Source organism: Candidatus Rubrimentiphilum sp., from assembly GCA_035710515.1.
GTDB lineage: Bacteria > Vulcanimicrobiota > Vulcanimicrobiia > Vulcanimicrobiales > Vulcanimicrobiaceae > Rubrimentiphilum.
The window spans coordinates 166,706-185,678 of sequence record DASTDE010000001.1 but is presented as its reverse complement, the minus strand read 5'-3'; the positions used below and the strand labels follow the sequence as shown (position 1 = coordinate 185,678).

The 18,973-nt window shown below is 60.8% G+C and carries 21 protein-coding genes; 5 read left to right on the top strand and 16 right to left on the bottom strand.

Annotated features, from left to right (window positions below; genetic code table 11):
- Positions 1–8: 8 nt before the first annotated feature.
- Entirely contained in the window at positions 9–629 is a 621-nt protein-coding gene (locus VFO29_00970) for a hypothetical protein (protein HET9392080.1), read from the top strand.
- Between the two features lie 170 nt (positions 630–799).
- Here the strand turns inward: VFO29_00970 and VFO29_00965 are convergent, their stop codons facing one another.
- Genes VFO29_00965 through VFO29_00945 form a run of 5 tightly spaced genes read right to left on the bottom strand, consistent with a single transcriptional unit; the run spans position 800 to position 8,005 of the window.
- Positions 800–2,737 (bottom strand): KUP/HAK/KT family potassium transporter, encoded by a 1,938-nt coding sequence (locus VFO29_00965; GenBank protein ID HET9392079.1) that lies wholly within the window; start codon positions 2,735–2,737, stop codon positions 800–802.
- A 12-nt stretch (positions 2,738–2,749) separates the two neighbouring features.
- Entirely contained in the window at positions 2,750–3,727 is a 978-nt protein-coding gene (locus VFO29_00960) for an ABC transporter permease (protein ID HET9392078.1), read from the bottom strand.
- Positions 3,724–5,202 (bottom strand): sugar ABC transporter ATP-binding protein, encoded by a 1,479-nt coding sequence (locus tag VFO29_00955; protein ID HET9392077.1) that lies wholly within the window; start codon positions 5,200–5,202, stop codon positions 3,724–3,726. The genes VFO29_00960 and VFO29_00955 overlap by 4 nt, the downstream gene beginning before the upstream one ends.
- A gap of 26 nt (positions 5,203–5,228) precedes the next feature.
- Positions 5,229–6,158 carry a substrate-binding domain-containing protein gene (locus VFO29_00950; protein HET9392076.1) on the bottom strand — a complete coding sequence of 310 codons (930 nt, stop codon included), beginning with the start codon at positions 6,156–6,158 and terminating at the stop codon, positions 5,229–5,231.
- A gap of 26 nt (positions 6,159–6,184) precedes the next feature.
- Complete coding sequence (locus VFO29_00945; GenBank protein ID HET9392075.1) at positions 6,185–8,005, bottom strand: sodium:solute symporter family protein; 1,821 nt, start codon at positions 8,003–8,005, stop codon at positions 6,185–6,187.
- A gap of 59 nt (positions 8,006–8,064) precedes the next feature.
- Between VFO29_00945 and VFO29_00940 the strand changes: the two genes are divergently transcribed.
- The 3 genes from VFO29_00940 (at position 8,065) to VFO29_00930 (ending at position 11,598) form a co-directional block, all read left to right on the top strand.
- Complete coding sequence (locus tag VFO29_00940; protein ID HET9392074.1) at positions 8,065–9,600, top strand: YifB family Mg chelatase-like AAA ATPase; 1,536 nt, start codon at positions 8,065–8,067, stop codon at positions 9,598–9,600.
- A 95-nt stretch (positions 9,601–9,695) separates the two neighbouring features.
- On the top strand, positions 9,696–10,703 hold the full coding sequence (locus VFO29_00935; protein ID HET9392073.1) for a hypothetical protein: 1,008 nt from the start codon (positions 9,696–9,698) through the stop codon (positions 10,701–10,703).
- 112 nt (positions 10,704–10,815) lie between these two features.
- Positions 10,816–11,598, top strand: coding sequence for an outer membrane beta-barrel protein (locus VFO29_00930; protein HET9392072.1), 783 nt, complete (start codon positions 10,816–10,818; stop codon positions 11,596–11,598).
- A gap of 48 nt (positions 11,599–11,646) precedes the next feature.
- Here the strand turns inward: VFO29_00930 and VFO29_00925 are convergent, their stop codons facing one another.
- From VFO29_00925 to VFO29_00880, 10 genes are all read right to left on the bottom strand, one after another.
- Entirely contained in the window at positions 11,647–12,111 is a 465-nt protein-coding gene (locus tag VFO29_00925; GenBank protein HET9392071.1) for a hypothetical protein, read from the bottom strand.
- On the bottom strand, positions 12,101–12,499 hold the full coding sequence (locus VFO29_00920; protein ID HET9392070.1) for a MarR family winged helix-turn-helix transcriptional regulator: 399 nt from the start codon (positions 12,497–12,499) through the stop codon (positions 12,101–12,103). The genes VFO29_00925 and VFO29_00920 overlap by 11 nt, the downstream gene beginning before the upstream one ends.
- A 94-nt stretch (positions 12,500–12,593) precedes the next feature.
- A complete protein-coding gene (locus VFO29_00915) occupies positions 12,594–13,061 on the bottom strand; it encodes a GNAT family protein (protein HET9392069.1) in 468 nt (155 codons plus the stop codon).
- Positions 13,062–13,080: 19 nt separating this feature from the next.
- On the bottom strand, positions 13,081–13,668 hold the full coding sequence (locus VFO29_00910) for a hypothetical protein (protein HET9392068.1): 588 nt from the start codon (positions 13,666–13,668) through the stop codon (positions 13,081–13,083).
- Positions 13,669–13,670: 2 nt separating this feature from the next.
- Positions 13,671–14,315, bottom strand: a complete 645-nt coding sequence (locus VFO29_00905) for a DsbA family protein (protein ID HET9392067.1) — start codon at positions 14,313–14,315, stop codon at positions 13,671–13,673.
- A complete protein-coding gene (gene hemQ, locus VFO29_00900; GenBank protein HET9392066.1) occupies positions 14,316–15,164 on the bottom strand; it encodes a hydrogen peroxide-dependent heme synthase in 849 nt (282 codons plus the stop codon).
- Positions 15,164–16,141 (bottom strand): ketopantoate reductase C-terminal domain-containing protein, encoded by a 978-nt coding sequence (locus tag VFO29_00895; protein HET9392065.1) that lies wholly within the window; start codon positions 16,139–16,141, stop codon positions 15,164–15,166. The genes hemQ and VFO29_00895 overlap by 1 nt, the downstream gene beginning before the upstream one ends.
- Complete coding sequence (gene dut, locus VFO29_00890; GenBank protein ID HET9392064.1) at positions 16,138–16,584, bottom strand: dUTP diphosphatase; 447 nt, start codon at positions 16,582–16,584, stop codon at positions 16,138–16,140. Before dut ends, VFO29_00895 begins: the two co-directional genes overlap by 4 nt.
- 6 nt (positions 16,585–16,590) lie before the next feature.
- On the bottom strand, positions 16,591–17,049 hold the full coding sequence (gene nrdR, locus VFO29_00885) for a transcriptional regulator NrdR (GenBank protein ID HET9392063.1): 459 nt from the start codon (positions 17,047–17,049) through the stop codon (positions 16,591–16,593).
- A 150-nt stretch (positions 17,050–17,199) separates the two neighbouring features.
- On the bottom strand, positions 17,200–17,328 hold the full coding sequence (locus VFO29_00880; protein HET9392062.1) for a DUF5679 domain-containing protein: 129 nt from the start codon (positions 17,326–17,328) through the stop codon (positions 17,200–17,202).
- Positions 17,329–17,510: 182 nt separating this feature from the next.
- On the opposite strand from VFO29_00880, the gene VFO29_00875 reads away from it, so the two are divergent.
- On the top strand, positions 17,511–18,386 hold the full coding sequence (locus VFO29_00875; protein ID HET9392061.1) for a DNA-processing protein DprA: 876 nt from the start codon (positions 17,511–17,513) through the stop codon (positions 18,384–18,386).
- Here VFO29_00875 and VFO29_00870 read toward each other — a convergent pair.
- Positions 18,364–18,936 carry an alpha-ketoglutarate-dependent dioxygenase AlkB gene (locus VFO29_00870; protein HET9392060.1) on the bottom strand — a complete coding sequence of 191 codons (573 nt, stop codon included), beginning with the start codon at positions 18,934–18,936 and terminating at the stop codon, positions 18,364–18,366. The two genes, VFO29_00875 and VFO29_00870, sit on opposite strands and share 23 nt — an antisense overlap.
- Positions 18,937–18,973 lie beyond the last annotated feature (37 nt).

Below are 18,973 nucleotides of genomic sequence, written 5' to 3'. Positions count from 1 at the left end.
GCCTGCTCTTGGCGCTGGCGATCGTCGCGGCGCCGGCTTCCGCTGCAACCGTGCCCGCGCTCACTGCCTTCGACGAAGTGCTTGCCCATGTGAACGACTACACGGTCACCGTGCATTCACACGAAGTCAAAGACGGCCAAGCCCAAGACCGTGTCTATCAGTTTTGGTATAAGAAGCCGAACCTCATAAAAACGCAGATCATCTCAGGTCCCGGCGCGGGCGGCGGCGCAGTGTGGAAGGGCGGCGACACGGTGAGCGGTCATCTCGGCGGCTTCTTGTCGTTCGTTCACCTCAGAGTCGGCATACATGACCGGCGGGCGGTCTCGCTGCGCGGCTATACGATCCCGGACGGACGGCTTGAAGTACTGGTCAGCAAGTACAGCACTCTTAAGGGCCGGCTTTCGGAACACAATGGTCCGAAAATCGGCGGACAAGAGAGCACGATGGTCGAGCTGATCCTGGCCGACGAAACCGACGATCCCGGCGTCGCACGCGCAACCATGTATTTCTCGAAGACGACGCACTTGCCGCTGGAGCAAATCCGCTACGACAGCGCCGGCAAGATTGTATCGCAGCAAATATGGGCCGATCTGCGCACGAACGTCGGCCTAAAGGACTCAGACTTCTAGTTGCCATCCTGAGGTATCGAAGGACCGCGAGCGCTTGCGCGAGCGGCCCCGAGCGCCGCGAGGGGTGACCCTTCGGCTACGCCTCAGGGCCGCTCGCTACGCTCGCGCCCCTTCGACCAGGCTCAGGACTCGATACCTCACGATGACAATGCGCCGGAGCGGCGCTCCTATTAGAGTTTAACCTCAACTCCGAATTCGATCACGCGGCTCGGCGGTAAGCCGAGCGAATCGGTGAGCGGGCGCGCGTTGCGCGCGAGCCAGCGGAACAGATTGAGTTGCCAAGCCGGCAGTCCGTGCTTGGTTCGATCGTCCCCAATGGACGGTTTTGCCAGATAGTAGGTCGGCTGCGAAAGATCCAGCTGGGGACGTTTCCGGCGTAGGTTTCTGAGGATGCCGTCGATGTGCGCTTCTTCCATAAAGCCATACCACGATTTCACGCGCAGCACGCGCGGCGAGAGGTCTTCGATCTCCAGGCGGTGCTCGTTGTGCACGAACGGACGCGACGAGTGCATGATGGTCAACAGGACGATCGAGTCGTAGACGATGTGTTCGCGCATCCAATCATGCTGGAGCACGAACGGTATGCCTCGAGGCTCCGGCGTCAGGAAGAACGCGACGCCGCTGAACTGCGTGTGCGCTCGGATCTCGCGCACGAATTGCTCCACGGGCATCGTGTGATGAGCCAAGCTCTGCATCATCCGGCGGCGCCCGCGATTCCAAGTGACGAAAATCACGAAGAGTACGCCTGCCATCGCGACCGGCACCCAGCCGCCGGCAAAGAATTTCGACAGATTGCCGATGAGAAACGGGATGTCCCACGAGAGAAAAACTGCGATGAGCGGCGCCCACTGCCAAAACGGCCATTTCCATTTTTGGATCAAGAGCATTGCAAAAGCGATGGTGGTGGTCAGCATCGTTATCGTGACGGCCAGGCCGTACGCACCGCCGAGATGCGCCGACGATTCGAATGTGATCACCAGAACTACGCAGACGATCCCCAGCACGGCGTTGATGGTGGGCATGTAGACTTGGCCCGCGTAGTGTCGCGACGTGTGAACCACGCGGAATCGCGGCACGTAGCCGAGTTGCATGGCCTGCTGCGTCAGCGAAAAAACGCCGGATATGAGCGCTTGCGACGCGATAATCGTCGCCGCGGTTGCGAGAACCACCATCGGGATCAAACCCCAGCGCGGCACCAGCGCGAAGAACGGATTGTTGAGCGGATGGGAGTTTCCGAGCGTGATCGCGCCCTGCCCAAAATAGTTGAGCAGCAGCGCGGGGAAGACGGCGACCAGCCACGCGAGCGTAATAGGCTTCCGCCCAAAGTGCGCGAGGTCGGCATACAGCGCTTCCGCACCCGTCACGCACAGCACAACGGCGCCGAAGATCAGCAGACTGCGCAAGCCGTTGCGCAGGACGAACTCCCAGCTAAAAACCGGATTCAACGCGAGTAATATATGCGGGTTCCGAGTGATGCCCCACACACCAAGCGCCGCAATCGCCGCAAACCATACAAGCACGATTGGACCGAAGAGTGCGCCGATGCGCCCCGTCCCGCGTTTTTGAGCCGCGAACAGCCCAATCAGAATGACGACGGCCAGCGGAACGATGAACGGATGAGCGGCACTCGTCCAAACATCCAGCCCTTCGATGGCTGAGACAACCGAGATCGCCGGCGTGATCGCGCCGTCGCCGTACAGCATCGACGATCCGAAAAGCAGCATCAGGGCGATCGCCGAGAGTCCAACCGGCATCGCTGCGCGTCTCGGCGGCATGAGCTGCGCCAGGAGCGCCAGCGTTCCGCCCTCGCCGTCGTAGTCGGCGCGCAGCATGAAGATCACATACTTCACGGTGACGACAATCACAAGCGCCCAAAAGATCAGCGAACAGATGCCGAGTACGTTCGCATCGGTTACAGCTGCGGGATAGTCGCCCGTAAAACATTGCGCGAACGCGTAGAGCGGGCTCGTTCCGATATCGCCGAAGACGATGCCCAGCGCCCCCAAGGCCAGCAAGCCGATCGGCTGGGGTCGTTTGGCGCGCCGCACCTGCGGAGACTCAACCGGCACGCCCTTGGGCGGCTGCTCACCTTTTTGGTGTTCAGACATGCTGTCGCCGTTTTAGGCTCGTCGAAAGTACCTCTTGCGCAGCTCTTCGAGGACGACGGCCAAAAGAATGACGACGCCGAGCACGACAAATTGCAGATACGAGTTCACTTGCAGCAAATTCATGGCGTTATCCAAGAACCCGATCAGCAAGGCGCCCAACAATGTCCCTACAATCGCGCCGCGGCCACCCATAAGGCTGGTACCGCCAACTACGACTGCCGCGATCGCGTTGAGCATTTCGTTTCCGGTTCCGGTTTGGGGCGATCCCGACTGAAACAGCGCCATCCACAAGAAGCCTACCGTGCCGGCGCACATGCCGCTTATGACATATACGGCAGTCTTCACGCGCCCCACGCTAATGCCGGCCAGCCGCGCGGCTTCTTCGTTTCCGCCGATCGCAAACACGTAGCGCCCGAAACGCGTGCGCATCAGCAGCAGCGAACTGAGGATCAGTACCACGATCATCCAGATCACGGGCACTGGGAGTTTCGTCCCTAGGAACCCGCCGTAGCCGGTGTGCTGGAAGTCCGTACTATTGACGTGGACCGGTAAACCGCCCGATATAATATACGAGAGCCCAAGCGCGATCTGCATCATCGCAAGCGTTGTGATAAACGGCGGCAGGTTGAGCTTCACAACCGGCACCGCGTTCACAAAACCGGCCGCGCCGCCGACCGCTAGTCCAACAAGAAGCGTTAAGACAATCAGTGGGAAGCCGTGCAAACCGCTTGCGTTTGCAAATAGCGCCATGACGACGCCGGTCAGCGATATCAGCGAGCCTATCGAAAGGTCGATGCCCGCCGTGATGATGACGAACGTCTCGCCCACTCCCATGATGAAGTTGTACGTGATCTGACGCAGGACGCGTACGATGTTGCCCTTATCGAGAAACGAGCCGTGCGCTGCGAAGTTAATGATTAGAGCGACGACGACCAGGACGACAATCGCTCCTCCGACACGCAGCCAGTAGTTGCGCACCTCCGGCTTCATGCCGCGGTTCCAGTCGCCGCCGCGATGACCGCGTCCGGTGTGGCTTGTGCGCGATCGAATTCGCGAGCGACGCGCCCGCCGCGAATCACCAGAACCCGATGCGACATGCCGAGCACCTCCGGCAACTCGCTGCTGACCATCACGATGCCGGCACCTCCGTTCGCAAGCTTGATCATGAGATTGTAGATCTCGGCCTTGGCTCCGACATCGATCCCGCGGGTTGGTTCGTCGAAGAGAAACACCTTTGCATTCCCAATCAGCCACTTGGCGAGCACGACTTTCTGCTGGTTGCCGCCGGAGAGATTTTGCACCACTTGTTCCGAGCCCGGCGTGCGAATGTCGAGCTGCTTGATAAATTCCTGCGTGGTCGCTACTTCTTTTCGGCGATCGATCAATTGATCGCGCTCGACGAACTGCGAGAGGTGGGCGAGGGTCACGTTTTCTCGGACGGTCATCCCAAGGACGAGTCCTTGAGACTTGCGATCCTCCGTGATAAACGCGAAGCCGGCTGCGATTCCGTCGTGCGGCGAACGAATATGGACGACGCTGCCTTGCACTTCAACAGCCCCGCTCTTCGGAACATCAGCTCCCGCAATCGCGCGCACGATCTCCGTGCGTCCGGCGCCTACCAGGCCCGCAAGCCCAACGATCTCGCCTTGACGCACCTCGAACGAAATGCCGTTCACCGCCGGCGGACGCGTCAGATCGCGAACCGCCAGCACCACAGGCGCGTCCGGCGCAACGGGCGGCAGCCCGGGAAAATGCGACTCCAGCCGCCTGCCGACCATCGCGTGGATGATTTCGTCGGGCGGAAAGTCTTTGGCGGCGCGCGTTTCAATGATGCGGCCGTCGCGCAGTACCGTCACGCGATCCGCGATGTCGGGCAATTCTTCGAGCCGGTGCGAAATGTAAATGATTCCCGCACCGCCCGCTTTTAGCGTGCGGATCACTTCGAAGAGCTTGGTTATTTCGCGGTCGGTCAGCGCGGCCGTCGGCTCGTCCATCACGATGATTCGGGCGTTGCGCGAAAGCACTTTGGCAATCTCGATCAGCTGCTGTTGTGCCACGCGGAGCAGAGACGCTTCGATATTCAGCGGCATGTCGACGCCGAGCCGCGCGAACACCGCTTCGGCGCGCTTGCGCGCCGTATTTTCGTCCAATAGTCCGCGATTGGTGGGTTCGTTTCCGAGAACGATATTATCGACGGCGTTAAGTGCCGGCACCAATGTGAACTCCTGATAGATCATACCGATGCCGAGATTCTCGGCCGCGCGCGGCGAGCCAATCGTTACGGTCTTTCCGTCGACGGCAATTTCGCCGGTGTCCGCTGCGTACGCGCCCGCCAGGATCTTCATCAGCGTAGACTTGCCCGCACCGTTTTCGCCGACGAGCGCGTGCACCTCGCCGGCCCGCAGATCGAGCGAAACGTCTTCGAGCGCGCGAACGCCGGGAAATGATTTCCCGATGCCGCGCATTTGGAGGAGCGGACTAGCGGCTTGGGCTATTTCGCGTTGGCCTTTGTGTAGGTTCCGACCGGAACGTCGATGCGCGCCGGAACCTTCTTGCCCAAGAAATAATCGTGAATGACGTCAATGGTCTTGGAGCCGATCACGTCGGGATGCTGAATCGCATCGCCTATCATCGAACCGTTCTTGATCGCCGTCTGCGCTTCGGGCGAAGCATCATAGCCGACGACGGCGATACCTGTTACGCCGGCAGCTTGAATGGCTGCGACCGCGCCCAGCGCTGAATCGTCGTTGATCCCGAAGATGCCTTTAAGATCCTTGTAACGCTGCAAAATGTCGCCGGTGTCGGCGTTGGCTTTCGTGCGCGTGCCGCCGGAATCAACGTCGGCGACAACTTTTACGTTCGGGCATTTTTGTTGCAGCGCTAGACGGAACCCTTTGACGCGGTCCTGCACGCTTGTGACTTCCGGTTCGTCGATGATCGCGACCGTACCCGAACCATGCAGCGCCGTGCACATTAACATGCCTGCCTGTTGACCGCCTTGCACGTTGTTGGAGGCGACGTGCGAGATCACGACGCCTTGTGTGCTCGCGTTGGCAATGTCGGCGGTGAAGACAGGGATCTTCGCGTCGTTCGCGGCGACGATCGCGCTACCGATGGCTTGCGAGTCGTAAGGCGTCAATACGATTGCATCGACCTTGCGCGAGATAAAATCTTCGACTTGCGACTGTTGCCGCGAGCTGTCGCGGCTGGCGTCCACGAACGTAATCTTGTAGCCGTACTTGGCAGCCTCGGATTTCATCCCGGCTTCCATCTGTTGGTAAAACTGCGCTTCGAGATCTTGGATCGAGACGCCGATCGTCTTCGCGCCGGCGTTCGTTGTGGTCGTGGTGCTGGAGTTCGAGGAACAGGCGGGGAGCAGAACTGCCATCGCCGCCAGGGTCGCCAAGCCGAATTTCTTCATCGCCTGGGGGTTATATCCGCGAGGCGCTAGCCCCCCTGTGAGCGCTGTGGAGAAACGGTGGGTAACGCGAGCGTCTCCCAGTTGCGCCGCCTCAGGTCCCACAGGATGAACGTCAGGCATCCGGCCGCCAAGACAAGCAGCGCTATCCCCCAGCCGATTTGGCCGAGCGCCAGACGGCCGATGCCAAACAGCGAAAAGTAGACCAGGGCGCATCCCGCCAGCCAGTCCAGTGCCGACACCACCAGCTGCCGCTCGTCTTTGGCCAGGCTCGATGCGGCGACCGCGCCCCAGCCGAGCGGATTCGGCCGGACCCGTTCGTAGAATCGCGTCAGCACGTCCATCGGTTCGGGCTTGGTGGCCATCGTCACGACAATCCATACGACAGTTGTGACGGCGACAGTGATGAGCAGATTGATCGCAACGGCATTCGGATCGTCGGGCGGAACAACGTGAACGAATTGCAGCGTCGTCGCCGTGATGCCTGAGGCGAGCAGCGCCGAGATTTCCGTCCACGCATTGACCCGCCACCAGTACCAGCGAAGGATCATGACCAGGCCGACGCCCGCGGTGAAGGTGATGAGATATTTCCACGCGTCGGTGATCGAAGTCATGTAGAACGTTGCACCGAGCGCGATGAGCATTGCCAGAATAGTTGCAATGCGCGAAACGGTTACGTAGTGTTGTTGGCTTTCATTCGGCCTGAAGAAGCGGCGATACAGGTCGTTGGTCATATACGACGCGCCGAGATTGAGCTGCGTCCCGATGGTGGACATGTACGCGCTCAGGAAGCCGGCGAGCATCAACCCGCGCAGCGACACCGGCAAATAATCCACCATCGTCCGCACGTAGTTGAGTTCGAAGTCAACCTTATGCGTATCCGGACTCAGCACACCGCCCGGATAGAGAATTAGCGACGCGAGCGCAACGAGGATCCACGGCCAAGGACGCAGCGCGTAATGCGCAACGTTGAAGAACAGCGTCGCGAGGATCGCGTTCTTCTCGTCTTTCGATGAAAAGATACGCTGCGCGATGTAGCCTCCGCCGCCCGGCTCGGAGCCGGGATACGACGACGCCCACCACGCTACGGAGACGTACACGAGGAAGGTGAGCAGTGGCATATATGCCGCATTGCTTGTCGGAAAGAAATCGAGATGCGAACCGCCGCCGGCGATGTGGTGATGCAAGTCATAAATCGCGAGCTTGGCTTTCAGCGCGCCGATACCGCCGACCGCCGCGACCGCTGCAATGGCGAGCGCGATTATCATCGACATCTTCACGATGAATTGAAGGACGTCGGTAACCAGGACGCTCCACAGTCCGCCGATCGAAACGTATAATGCGGTCAGGACCAGGCAAACGAGAATTGCTTCCCATTTCGGAATCCCAAGAACGACCAGCATGATCTTCGCAATCGCGAGGTTCACCCAACCCATGATGATCGTGTTGACGATCAAGCCTTGATAGACGGCGCGCACGCCGCGCAGCGCGGCGGCCGGTTTGCCCGAATAGCGCAGCTCGATAAACTCGACGTCCGTCAAAACTCCGGACCGGCGCCAGAGCGCGGCAAAGAAAAACACCGTGAGGATTCCGGACCCCGCCATGCTCCACCACAGCCAGTTGCCGGCAATACCGTTGTCGGCAACGAGTTTCGTAACGACCAGCGGAGTGTCGGCCGCAAACGTCGTGGCAACCATCGACGTGCCGGCGAGCCACCACGGAACGCTTCGCCCCGATAGGAAGAAGTCGCTAAGACTCTTGCTCCCGCGGCGGGCGTAGTACAGTCCGATCCCCAGATTGATCGCAAAGAACGCGGCGATGGTCAGGAGATCGGCGGTGCTGAGCCTCATCTAGCCGGACCTTCGCAGGCGCCCCTAGCGAACCTCCGCCTAGCGCGTGATAGGCATAGGTGCTTTCACTTGCGTTTTCCGCCGCGATGCTCGGCATCGACGGCTACGTCGTGCGCGTCGAAGCTGATAGTTCGCCCGGCTCACCCGGGCTCGCGATCATCGGCCTGCCGGACCGCGCGCTCAACGAGGCGCGCGAACGCGTGCGCAGCGCGATCTTTAACTCCGGTTTCGCGTATCCGGCGGGACGGCTGCTCATCAACCTCTCGCCCGCGGACGTGCGCAAGGAGGGGCCGGCCTTCGATCTTTCCATCGCGTTGGCATTGCTCGCGATCGACGAGCAGATCGACCGGCTCGCGTTGCAAAACTTCGTCGCGCTCGGCGAGCTCGCACTCGACGGATCGCTGCGCCCGGTGCATGGAATTCTGCCGATGGTGCTCGGCGCGCGCAACGCCGGATTCACCAAACTCATCGTCCCGCGCGCTAATGCCGAGGAAGCGGCGCTCGTGGAAGATATCGAACTGTACGCGGTCGACTCGATGCAAAACGCGTTCGCCGCGATCTCCGGTCACGGCGCAAAGTGGCGCACTCGCACGGTCACGCCGGCACTATCGCCGCTCGACGAAGTGCTGTACGGCGATTTTAGCGACGTAAAAGGGCAACTCGCCGCCAAGCGCGCGATGGAGATCGCCGCGGCCGGCGGACACAATCTGCTGTTACTCGGACCGCCGGGCTGCGGTAAGACGATGCTCGCGCGGCGATTGCCCTCGATTCTTCCACCGATGACGCCGCTCGAAGCGCTCGAGGTAACCAAAGTGTACAGCGTTGCCGGTCTACTCGGATCGCGGCCCGGCATCGTGCGCGCCCGGCCGTTCCGTTTCCCGCATCACACCATCAGCCAGACCGCGCTCGTCGGTGGCGGCAGCGTCGTAAAGCCCGGTGAGATCAGTCTGGCGCATCACGGCGTACTTTTTCTGGACGAGCTTCCCGAGTTTGCGCGCGGCGCGATTGAAGTGATGCGCCAGCCGATCGAAGAGGGAACCGTTACGATCGCGCGCGCGTCCGGAACGTTCACCTATCCTGCGCGCTTCATGCTGGTCGCCTCCATGAATCCGTGTCCGTGCGGATACCGGGGAACGCGCAGCGCGGAGTGCCGCTGCGACGACGCCGCCGTCGCGAGGTACGTTTCAAAACTTTCCGGTCCCCTGCTCGATCGCATCGACCTGCAGATTGAGGTAAGCCGCGTACCGTTCGACGACATGGTGCGCGGCGAAGGCGCGGAACGCTCGTCGGCAATTCGTGGACGCGTGCTTGCCGCACGCGAACGGCAGGCTGCCCGTTTTGCGGGTACGGCGCTCACGTGCAACGCGGATATTCCGGCCAATAGAACGCGCGCGTATTGCCGGCTCGATTCGAGCGCGATGCAACTTTTGGCCCATGCCAGCGCGCGCAAGCAGTTCTCAGCCCGCGCGCTGGATCGCATCGCGCGCGCCGCCCGCACAGTCGCCGACCTGGCGGACTGCGACGAGATCCTTGCCGAACACGTGGCGGAAGCCGTGCACTATCGAAGCCTGGAGCGCCTCGCTACCGCGGCCTAGCGAGACCAATTAAGGCATCGTTAAGGCAGGTTGCCTACGGGTATGAAGGCAACTTAGCGTTCCTACTTTTTGCTGCCAACCTTGGAGGTTCGCCCATGACGCCACTCCTGACGCTCCCTAGAGCGAAGGCACTCTTGGTCACCCTTACACTAGCTACACTGGCCGCGTGCAACGGTAACACCGTCGCCCCCATTCCGGGAACGGCCGTCGCAAAAGGCACGATGACCGAATTTGCCGGCGGCTCCGCACCAATCTCGATCACACTCGGACCCGACAGCTCGCTTTGGTTCACCGAGTCAGGCTCAAACAAGGTCGGCCGCATGACGACGCTTGGGGTGCTTACGAACGAGTTTCCGGTGATCACTCCGAGTGCCGGACTCTTCGGCATAGTAACCGGTTTGGACGGTAATCTCTGGGTGACGGAAGGCAGCGCAAGCAAGATCGCGCGACTAACACCGGCGGGAGCCGTGACGGAGTTCACCGTCCCAACGGCCAACGCGGCGCCGTTTTCGATCGCGCTTGGTGCCGACGGTGCGCTCTGGTTTACTGAGTTCAACATCAATGCCACTGCGAAGATCGGGCGCGTCACGACGGCTGGCGCCTTCACGGAATTCACGATCCCAACAGCCGGCGCGACTCCGGAAGGAATCACGGCCGGTCCCGATGGCGCACTCTGGTTCACAGAGGCCAACGGAGTGAAGATCGGACGGATAACGACCGCCGGCGTTATCACCGAGTTCTCCACGGGACTTACGAGCGCTCCGAGATTCATCACGCAAGGTCTGGACGGCGCACTCTGGTTTACCGAAGCGGTCGGAAAGATTGGGCGGATTACGACGAGCGGCTCGATCACCGAATTCTCGGCCGGCATCTCCACGGGCGCTTCGCCCTTCATAATCGCGCCGGGACCCGACGGAGCATTGTGGTTCACCGAGCCCGGCGTCAGTAAGATAGGGCGTATCTCCCTTGGCGGCGCGGTGAGCGAGATTTCAACTCCGACGGCCAGTTCTTCGCCATTCGGAATAGTTGCAGGACCCGACTGCGCCATGTGGTTTGCTGAAAATGCAACCAATCAAATCGGGCGCGTCGTAGCCTGCCCGTAGCATAAATCGGTCTGCGGCCGGGAGCTCGGGGCTCCCGGCCGCAACTGCCAAAAGAGAGAAAAGAGCCTCACCCGGAGAAGGGCGGTTTTAACACTACCTACGTGAGGTGCTTATGTCTCTCTCGAGGATTCTTATTGCGGTATGCGTCTTGCTGCTCGGTTTGAGCGGAAGAGCGTACGCGCAAGCCACCGACGATTTCAAGGGCTTCTACGTGGGCGCAACCGTCGGCGGAGCTCAGATTCACTCCAACCCTTCCACGACGACAACCTTTAGCCCGACGGGCTACTTTGCTAATTCAAGCCCGGTGGCCATCGGCCAAATCGGCCAGCAACCAGTAACGGCCACCGGCTTTACCGGCGGCGTGCAGGCCGGATACAATTTCCAATTCAGTCACTTCGTTTTCGGGCTTGAAGCAGACTACAATACGATGAACCTTTCCGGCACCAAGACCGCCACGAATTTCTATCCTTGCTGCCCGCCTCCCAACAACACGTTCACCATAACTCAAACCGTCTCGACCACGGGACTGTTTACGGGACGGGCAAGGCTTGGAATCGCGAACGGACACTATCTTGCCTACATAACGGGCGGCGTCGCGTCGGCTACGGTCAATTACACGGCCGTGTTTACCGACACGTTCGCGACCGCGCATGAAAACGGCGGATATAATGCGACGCGGTCCGGTTCGGTCTTCGGCTTCGGCGCGGAAGACAAGATCAATCCGAAGGTGACGTTAAAAGGTGAATACCTCTTCGCCAACTTCGGCACTTTGTCGTCCACGAGCACGAACTTGACGGCGTTTACACCGCCGATTGCGTTTCCGACGAACGTTTTCACGCACTCGGCGGGTCTGAGCGCGTCGCTCGTCCGGTTCGGCGTAAACTTCCACTTCTAGGAAACAACCAGCTCGAGAAGGAGCCTCACCATTCGTGGTGGGGCTCTTTTACATGCTGGCGTCGTGGCCGTGATCGGAAACCTGGGCCGCGAACCACCTGTGCAGTGCAGCAATCAGCCTTGGATCGCTTGTGCGAAACGTAACCGTCGCACCGTCTTCGAGAATCCCGTAGCGAACGCGGATACGCTTCGCACCCGCACTCAGGGTCGCGAGTCCCGGCATACTCTTGCCGTGGATGTAGGCCGGGTCACCATAGTCTCCGCGCGCAAACGCCGCCGCTTCTTTTTGAAGGTGCGCGCGGACGAGCGCAACTTGGGATGCGTCGCCGTCGTGCACGATTACGGTCATCACGCCGCCGGTTTGCGTTGGTTCGAACCGGTGCATCGTTGCATCCATCGAAAACGGCATGACGTGCGTGCTTCGTTCGCGGATCGTCTGCTGGCGAGTCTGCGCGAGTGCGGGCGCCGCGGCGAATACGGCTAGTAGCACGGCGGCGGTGATTTTAAGATTCATCGATAGCCTCCACAAGGGCGGAAAGCGAAGCCGCCACGGCCGTGCGCTGCGAGCGCGGAATCGCTTGAAAGATGCGCTCGAACTTCGCGCGGCGCGACGATGCAAGATTTGCATTCGCCTTTGTGCCTGCGGCGGTCAAGCGCAGGTGATAAAAACGCGAATCGTTGCGGTCGCGCACGCGCTCGATCCACGAACGCCGCTCCAACATGCCCACCAAACGGCTCACGGTACTCTTGTCGAGATCCAGACGTTGTGCCAAACCGTTTTGCGAGATTCCGGGCTCGCGTGCGATCTCGAGGAGCGCCTGGGCTTCGCCGACTGATAGCGGCTGACCGCACGGCGTCGTGTCAGGTTTGTGCAGACCCAGAGCCCGGATGATGCCTATCATCGAGTCTTGGAAGTCTGCAACCGGGTCCGCCCGCCGGGAACGGTTTAAGTTGTCAACCACAACAGTTGTATAATACAACCATCGCAGCAGTGAGTCAAGTGACCGGTCGCAGGTCCGTCCGGAGCAAACCATATGGGATCAAATTCTTGTATTCGCCTGTCACGGCATCGCGGAAGCCGTCGCGGTGGAGTCCTTCGGCTCTAAAACCGAGCCGCTCGCACATCGCGCGAGCACGATCGTTGTCTTCACGGATTTCAATGGAAATACGGTGCGCGCCGCGCTTGAACGCCTCTTGCACACCCCAGCGCATCGCGAACGGCCCGGCGCCAAGTCCTGTGTTCGTTACGACTAGCACGCCGAGTTCTACCAGCCAGCCGCGATCGTGCATCGTAAAGTAGCCGAAATCCTTACCATCGGCCTCAACAATGAACGCTTCGCTTTGCGGATCTTCGATCAAACCCAAAATCGCATCGCGGCCCGGCTCGTTAAGGAATTCGCGCGCATGCGGCAGCTTAAAGAGGCTCGCGATAAACCGAACGTCTTCTTCGCCGGCCTCCCGCATCGCAAGACTCATTGAGCTGCTAATCCGTGTAAAACCCGCCGAAGAAACGTGTGAGCTTCCCGGATTCGTAGGTCAGCACCAAAACATCGGTGACAGAACTGTAGTAGTACTGAGGCTTGCCGCAATGGTCGTTGCGATAGCCGCGGCCGAGCACATGCTCGACCTGCGCCTGCGGCTCACCAATCCAAAGGCCCTTGATCGGAATCGCCGCTGATAGGTCAGCGCTGGGAAGACTGTACAGCCGCGCCGCTGCGACGACGACTTCTGCGTCCTCATACATGTCGTGCTTCACAACGACCACGCGTCGGACCGGATCGTACTGCCCTCGAAAAACTTCATACTGCCCGTCGTTCGGATTCGCGTGAAGGAAATCGGCAGCTCCAGCTTCCCAGTATTGCGGGCTGTCCCACACATGCCGACGCCAGGCGTTCCGGAGGTTTGCTTGTGGGTACTTGTCGATGTCTTTAAAAAGCGATCGCCCGTTGCAAGCGGTCAAATTGTCAAATAGCTTCTCGATTGGGTGCAAAGGCTTTCGTGAAACTGTCAATTGAATTGACTGGAAAGCGATAATCCCAGCCATTGCCGCTTGAGCGAATCCCGCCAGCAAAGTCACGCCGGTTCGGGGCCGACCTGCTCGGTGATCTCGGAGGCATGCAGCATCTCGCCTATTACGGCATCCAAGGATTCAAATGTATAAATTCCCGAGAGCATCGCGAGATCGCCGGTTGGATTTCGCACGATATACGAGGGTCGTTGCGGCAAATGAAGGTTTTCAAACTCAGCCGTCGTGCGTTTGATGCGTTCCGTCGTCGCCGGATCGCGCATGACCCGATCGAGCTCAGCACGATCCAAACCTGACAGGCGCGCGGCTTCATCGAGTGCCGGCTCACGGCGCCCGAGCGGCTTGCCTTCGATGACGTTCGCATAATTGAGCGCCCGCACCAAGCTCATATCAGTCACGCCAAGCGTGCGCGCAGCTTCCGCCGCCACGTTCGCATGAAGCGTCGTTGCCTCGGGCGTGTCGACCCAAGCTGCATTCATCTGCACGCCACTTATCTTTGCGGTGCGCGCATAATACCAAGTCAGCTGATCGCGCGTGTACGGCAATGGCCCGAAATCGAAGAGCTGAGCGATCTTCCATTCGACGCGGAGGCGATCGCCGTACTTCTTTTCGATTTTCTGCAACGCCAGATCGCCGACGTAGCACCAGGATGAGAGGACGTCGATGTAGGCCGTGAGCTCGACAACCGCCATTTAATCGTCAACCTTTTCTTTGAGCGCGGGGACGTCGCCGGCCAGAAAACGCGGCAGGCCCGCAATCGAGAACTGTAATCCGCTCCAAAACGAACCGAACACTGCGTAACGTGCGCTGACTTCGTCAAAACGCATTTCGTAAATGAGCTTCTTAAAAACGAGCGGATCGTCGGCGTACAAGTCAACGCCCCATTCGAAGTCGTCGAAGCCGACGGATCCCGAGATAACCTGCGTCACCAACCCGTGGAACGTGCGGCCGATTTTGCCGTGGTCGACCATCATCTTGGCTCGCTCGGCATACGGCAAGGTGTACCAGTTTTCGCCCTGCGCGCGCTTCTTGTCCATCGGATAGAAGCAGACGTAGCGCCGCGGCGGGATCGGGGCCCAGAGGCGCTCGGCGTTGCGGGGGTTCTTCTCTTGCTCCACGAGCAGTTCGTCGAAGGCGGCGTTCCATTCGGCCGAATGCGGCTTCAGATCGCGCTCTTGGAGAGTCGCATGAATCTTGGCGGTCGCATCGTACAGCCCGAGTTCGAGCACCGAGACATACGAGTCGCGTGGTTCGATGTAGGCGCGCAGTTCCAACTGATCGACGTCAGTTTGCACTTCGGCTAACCCGTCGTAGGTTTTCGCATAGTGCGTGAGCATGAGGTCGGCTTTGTGCCCGAGGATCTGCGCCAGCCCCAGATCGCCGCTGCCGTCCTTGAGGCTGGCGAAAAAATCGGTCGCTTCGCCGGCGATGCGTTCTTGTTCGTCCGGTGGGACGAGCGCCCAGCCGCGCCGGTCGAACGCGAACATGCGGTGGAGAATCCACCAGCCTTCCAGCGATTCGGGAACGTCCGGATGGCGCATCAGGTTCGGGCGAGCGCGCGCACGCGCTTCACTTCAGCCGCGACTTCAGCCGCCAGCGTGTCCGGGTGCTCCCGGTATTTGGCCCACAGCTGCGGCATGTGCGCGATATCTTCCAGCACGCGCGAATAGACTGCGTTCACCGGTGTGCGCACGCCGTGTTCGCGGCCCGCTACCGCGACGGCACCGTTCAAAAAGTCAACCTCCGTCTGCGCCTTCCCCGCGCGCAGATCGAGTAGCAGCGAGGGCGGTTTGGTTCCACGGGCGCCGGCCACCCGGCTCGAAAGCAGTTTGCGCGAGACCGGGCTCGGCAGCGTGGCGATGCCCTGCATCGCGCGCACCGGGTAACGCGGGAGATCGATCGGCGAGATGTTCATGGCGTGCATGACTGCGCGCACTTCGCGAATCGCGCGGATCTCCAGCGTGAAGATTTCGTCGTAATGAACGAGCCGGTTCGGCAGCACGTTGAGGATCGCGCAACTCGCATTGGCGACGATGTTCAGCGCGAGCTTGGACCACTTTAACGCGCGCCAGTCCGCAACGACTTGCACTTTGAGCCCGGTGCTGGCGAAGGCCGCGGGGAGCCAATTATACGCGTTCTTTCCCAGCGGCGCGAATGCGAGCCCGCCCTCTTTCATCGCCCGGCCATGACCGTTTGCCCGGTCGCGATCGACGGGAACGGTGAGCGCCGCCGCGACGACGTTGTCTTCACCGAACGCCGCAGCCAACTTCTCCTCATTGCCGATCCCGTTTTGCGGGCTGACGAAGACGCACTTCTGCGGATAAGCGATCGCCTTGCGCAACGTCTCGATCGCACCGTCGGTGTCATATGCTTTTACGGCGACAATCGCAACGTCGGCGTCGACCGGCGTCACCGCCGCCAAATCGCGCGGCGCATAGGTCACCTCAACGTTCACGCTCTGCAGCAGATCGCCGAGGTATGTGCCGACGGCCCCGGCGCCGACGATATAGACTTTCATCCGGTGCTGCCGAAGCCGGCGGCGGCGCGTGCGGTCTCCGGCAACTCTTCGATAAGATCGAAGCGCGCTTGCGCGACCGGCGCAACGACCAGCTGCGCGATTCGATCGCCACGGCGCACGACAAATGGTTCAGTCCCAAGATTCGCGAGCACCACGCAGACCGGACCGCGGTAATCGGAATCGATCGTGCCGGGCGAATTCAAACAGGTCACACCGTGACGCATGGCCAGGCCGCTGCGCGGACGGACCTGACCTTCATATCCGTCGGGAAGCGCGATTGCAAAGCCGGTTGGAATAAGAGCGCGAGCACCTGGAAGCAACGTCAGCTCCTCGTGCACCGCGGCGCAGAGATCCGCGCCCGCGGCTCGGTCGCTCATGTACTGTGGAAGTGGGAGTCCTTCGCCTTCAGGTAATCTCTTGAGAGCGACCGTGACCGAAGCCATGGTCGCTCATTTAGCAAGCAGCGATGCCAACTCTTCCTGAAAGCTTTCGACGTCGCGAAACTGGCGATAGACGCTGGCGAAGCGGATGTACGCCACCTTGTCGAGCGTGCGCAACGCGTCCATGAGCTTCTCGCCGATCAGCGTCGCGGGAACTTCGCTCTCGCCGCGCGCGAAGAGATCGCGCTCGAGGGCCGCAGCCACGGCTTCCATCTGCGCCTCGGAGACGGGGCGCTTTTCACACGCGCGCCGCAGGCCGGCCAAAATCTTTTCGCGGCTGAACTGCTCGCGGCGCGAGTCTTTCTTGACCACGAAAAGGCGCGGCGCTTCCATCCGCTCGTAGGTGGTAAAGCGGTGTTTGCAGCGCGGGTCCAGACATTCACGCCGGCGCCGAACCACGCTCTCGTCGTCGCGGGAGTCGACGACGCGCGTTTCGTTTTTCCGGCAAGTAGGACAGATCAGCGGCAAGCCCTCACGGGACGACCCAACATATTGTGGGTCACCCCATTATAAGCCACTATCGGTTGCGGTGCAAAGCGCGACCTTAATGTCCCTAGTGGGTGGCAAAGAAAAACCGGCGAGCAATGCTCGCCGGTTGGGTTCGTGCTCGAGGCTCGGTTAGCTCGATGCCCCGATCTTGAACATCTTCGTCCCGCAGACCGGGCACTTGCCCTCAGTCGCCGGGCGGCCGTTCTTCATGGTGATCTGAACGGCGTCTTTCATTTCACGTTTGGTCTTGCATTTCACACAGTACGCTTCAGCTGCCACGTTCGATTCCTCTCAAAACCTTCGCCGGCTATGGGAAGCCTGCCGGGTTGGCCCCCCTATTCCCAAGCGTACCCGACTTTCCCCCTCGTGACGACGAGGGAATTGCCCCTGGGCGGCAGGACCACCCTTTCCGCCGGCCCCCTCGCGCGTGAAGGGGCGGTATGGAGAATCCACTCTGGCGGCCCCGTCCGGATTTCGAAGCGTTGCGCCCGGAGCGATCGCTGGCAGCCATCTTCGAAGGGCTCTGGGTTACCGGCGAACTCGACGGATTGCGCCGGCCGACGATTGCAATTGTCGGCACGCGCGCCGCATCGGCCTACGGACGCGCGACCGCCAAGCATTTTGCGAGCGAACTCGGCGGCGCAGGGTGCTGCATCATCTCCGGACTCGCTCTGGGCATTGACGCAGCCGCGCATGAAGGCGCGCTCGATGCAAAGGCGATCACGATCGGCGTGCTCGGCGGTGGCCATCATCACTTCTTTCCGAAGCGCAATCAGCAACTTGCGGAACGCATGCTGGCAGCAGGCGGCGGCGTGCTCTCGCCGTTTCCGCCGGACCATCCCGCGTTTCCGAGTCAGTTCTTGCAACGCAACGGAGTGGTGGCCGCACTTGCCGATGCCGTCGTGGTTATTGAAGCGCCCGCGCGCAGCGGCGCGCTCAATACAGCGGGTTGGGCGGCGGGCCGAATTCCGGTCTTCGCCGTGCCGGGCGACGTCGATCGGCGGCACGTCGCCGGCTGCCACGCACTGATTCGCGACGGCGTCACGCTCGCACGCAATGCGCAAGACGTGCTCGACGATCTGCATTTGGTGAAACTGCCACTCGCGCCGCTCCCGCAATGCGCAGAACCCGATAACCCGCTGCAAGCCAAGATCCTGCGCATTTTAAAAGCCGGCGAAACGACACTCGATGAATTGTGCTTGCAGTCGGGTGAAAATGCGGCACCGCTGTTGTCGGCGCTTTCAATTTTGGAGCTGGAGGGCCGGATCGAATCACGCGCCGGCTTGCGCTACGCTATCGCTTCTGCCGGAAAGTGATACTGATGCGCGGCGTGACCGGCTGCCGCAGCTTTGGAATGTGGTGCTCCCAAAACTCTTGCGCGCGCCCGGCCATGACGAAAAGACTGCCCGGCTCGAGCAGGCACGTAAACGTGCGCCGCGGCCGCGACTTGCTACGCACGCGCATCTCGCGCACTGCGCCCAGACTCACGATCGCGACCATGCCCTGGTCGATTAAATCTTCGGTGTGGTCGCTATGCCACGAGACGCTGTCATTGGCGTCGCGATAGTATTGCAAGTGCACCGAATTGAAGCGGTCGTTCAGGCGGCGCTCGACACGCGCGCGGGCCTCTTCCACGTGCTCCGGCAGAGATTCGCCTTCGGCAAAATGCGCGTGCAGACGCGGAACGGCGACGGTGTGGTCGTACATCCACATCGAGTCCTGACTCCACGTCAAGCTTTGCGACAGGTGCTCGAAGAGACGCCGGCTCTCGGCCGCGTCGAGAAGCGCCGGGTAATACGCAAACGTCCCGCTCTCGTCATCGGCGAAAACGCGCTCGCCCGCTCCGAACAAGGCCAGCTGCTGCATGACAGCTTTTAACACGGAGCCGTCGAGCCGCGTTGCG